Consider the following 2,605-nt stretch of genomic DNA (forward strand, 5'->3'; position numbering starts at 1 on the left):
CGCCTTCGTCGATCAAAGCTTCGCGGACTTCGTCTTGGTTTACGAGGTTACCGTTGTGCACGATAGAGACTTGGCCTAGCGAGTAGTTTGCGGCGATGGGCTGGGCATCGGCGGCGGAGTTTTTGCCTGCGGTGGCGTAGCGGTTGTGGCCGATCGCCATATCGCCTTTTAGGGTCTCGAGGTTCGTCTTGTCAAAGACTTCGGTAACTAGCCCGCGACCTTTGACGGTTTCTATACGGCCGTTTTCGCATGCGCTGATACCGCTTGCTTCCTGGCCTCGGTGTTGCATGGCAAATAGCGCATAATATGCCGTTTTTGCCGCATCTTTAGAATTTATTACTCCAACTATCGCACACATTTTTTTCCTTTTTTAGGGGCGTTATCTTTTTGCCTTATGCTTCGTTAAAATTTAAATTTCAAGCTCGGCAACCCACGCGGTTAGCCTATGCTTAAAATTTAAATTTCGCCTCGCCTAAGTCAAAAATATCGCCGCCTATTTTCTGTAATTTTCAAGAAAGTATTAAAATTTAACATAACAAAATAAGGCGAAATATCGCGAGATGAATTTGAAAGTTGCGCAGAAAATTTGGGCGAGGCTAGACGTGCGGTCTGCCGCAAGCCCAAATTTTCAAGCTCTTTCAAAGGCGCTCGCGAGATAAGCCGTTATTGTCACAGCCCAAGGCAATCATCTATCCCGTACAGCCCGCTTTGCTGTCCAGCAACCCAGATAGCCGCCTTTATCGCGCCTTTAGCAAAGGTCGCGCGGCTAGTTGCGGTGTGATTTAGCTCGATAAACTCGCCCTCGTTGTAAAATCCGACCGTATGCCTGCCCACGACGTCGCCGCCTCGCACCGCTAGGATCGCGATCTCGTCCTTGCTGCGAGCTCCGACTAGCCCGTCTCTACCAGTCACCAAAACGTCTTTTAGATTTAGCCCTCTAGCCTCCGCTACGCGCTCGCCTAAAGTTAGCGCAGTGCCGCTTGGAGCGTCTTTTTTGTGCCTGTGGTGCTGCTCGACGATCTCGGCGTCAAATTCGCGCAAAGCCTTTGAGGCAAGCGCTGCCAAGCGGTTTAAAACCGCGACTCCAAGGCTCATGTTGGTGGCGTAAAGTATCGGCATCGCCGCGCTTGCGAGCTTTAGCAGGTTCGCGCCGTCCTCGCCAAGACCCGTCGTGCCGATAACTAGCGGTTTTGGGTCGGTGCGGGCGTAGTTTAGCAGATTTATCGCGCCCTCTTTGATCGTAAAATCGATAACGACGTCACAGTTTGCGAAAAGCTCGTCAAATTTGTCCGTGAGGATGACGCCCTGGGGCAACGCAAAGTCAAGCGGCTCTATCGTATAAGCTGCGCTAAGTTTCGCGTTTGGCTCGTTTTTTAGGCACTCGATTATCATGCGTCCCATTTTGCCGCTTGCGCCGTGGATTCCTATTTTTACCAAAATTTATCCTTTAAAATTTGGGCTAAATTTAGCATAAATTTTATAAAAAATAAATTTAGCTCGGCCGCCGTCTTGGCCGCGCGCGGGCAAAAATATTAAAAATCGCGCTATATAATCGGCTTTTTAAATTTAAAGGACGAAGATGAGAAAAATTTTATTTTTATTTCTAGCCGTTTTTGCGGCAAGCGTTTTTGCTAAACAAGCACCGATGTTAGAGGCTGCTAAAACGCGGCAGGCGGACGCGAATTTGAGCGCGTTAAATTTGGCGGCGAACGATAAAAACTCGCAAAAGCTAAATTTGACCCAGGATCCAGCTATAGCGAGCGGCGAGCTAGCAAACGGGCTAAAATACTACGTCAAGGAAAATAAGCAGCCCGCAAATTCGGCCTATTTTTATCTAGTCGTAAACATCGGTTCGACCGACGAGCGCGAAAACGAGCTGGGGCTGGCGCATTTTACCGAGCACATGGCTTTTAACGGTAGCCGCGAGTTTAGCAAAAACGAGCTGGTGAAAAAACTAGAGAGTCTCGGAGTGGCCTTTGGCGCGGATCTAAACGCGCAGACTAGCTACGATCAGACGGCCTATCTGCTAGAAATCCACGTAAACGAGCAAAATTTAAAGGACGTTTTCCGTGTTTTTCGCGACTGGATCGACGGCGTGAGCTTTGACGCGGCCGAGCTGGATAAAGAGCGGGGCATCATCGTCGAAGAGGAGCGCGCTAGAAACACGCCCGCGTATAGATTTTACATCAAAAACCGCGTGCCAGAGCTCTACGGCGATAGCATCTACGCCAAAAGGTCGCCCATCGGCGATATGAATATCGTAAAAAACGTCGACGTAGCGACTATAAAGGGCTTTTACGGCAGGACGTACCAGCCTAGATTTATGAAATTTATCGCAGTCGGCGACTTTGATAAAAAGCGCATCGAGGAGATGATAGAGCAAAGCTTTAGCTCCGCTAAAAACACGAACGACTACGTGAGCCCCGATAAAACTATCCCTATAAAAAGCGGCTTTAGCGTAAACAACTACGACTCGGCAGAGATCGGACTAAACTCTATAAATTTGATCTTCGCGCAAAAGTATAAATTTGACGGCGAGATCCAAAGGCTCAGGCAAAATTTGCTTGCAAACTACATTTCAGACCTCGTCGCGATGATATACGAG

At 48.8% G+C, this 2,605-nt stretch carries 2 protein-coding genes and 1 pseudogene; 1 reads left to right on the top strand and 2 read right to left on the bottom strand.

Features of this window, described 5'->3' with window-relative positions; all coding sequences use genetic code 11:
- A pseudogene (locus tag RYL88_RS12640) lies at positions 1 to 358 on the bottom strand (amidophosphoribosyltransferase); the annotation flags it as partial.
- Positions 359 to 669: 311 nt separating this feature from the next.
- The gene (gene dapB / locus RYL88_RS12645) at positions 670 to 1,437 is read right to left on the bottom strand and encodes a 4-hydroxy-tetrahydrodipicolinate reductase (RefSeq protein ID WP_314991785.1); all 768 of its coding nucleotides are present in this window, start codon (positions 1,435 to 1,437) and stop codon (positions 670 to 672) included.
- A gap of 142 nt (positions 1,438 to 1,579) precedes the next feature.
- Here dapB and RYL88_RS12650 point away from each other — a divergent pair.
- Positions 1,580 to 2,605, top strand: a 1,026-nt coding sequence (locus RYL88_RS12650) for a pitrilysin family protein (protein ID WP_314991787.1), incomplete at its 3' end; no start/stop codon positions are given.

Source organism: uncultured Campylobacter sp. (genome assembly GCF_963517995.1).
GTDB lineage: Bacteria > Campylobacterota > Campylobacteria > Campylobacterales > Campylobacteraceae > Campylobacter_A.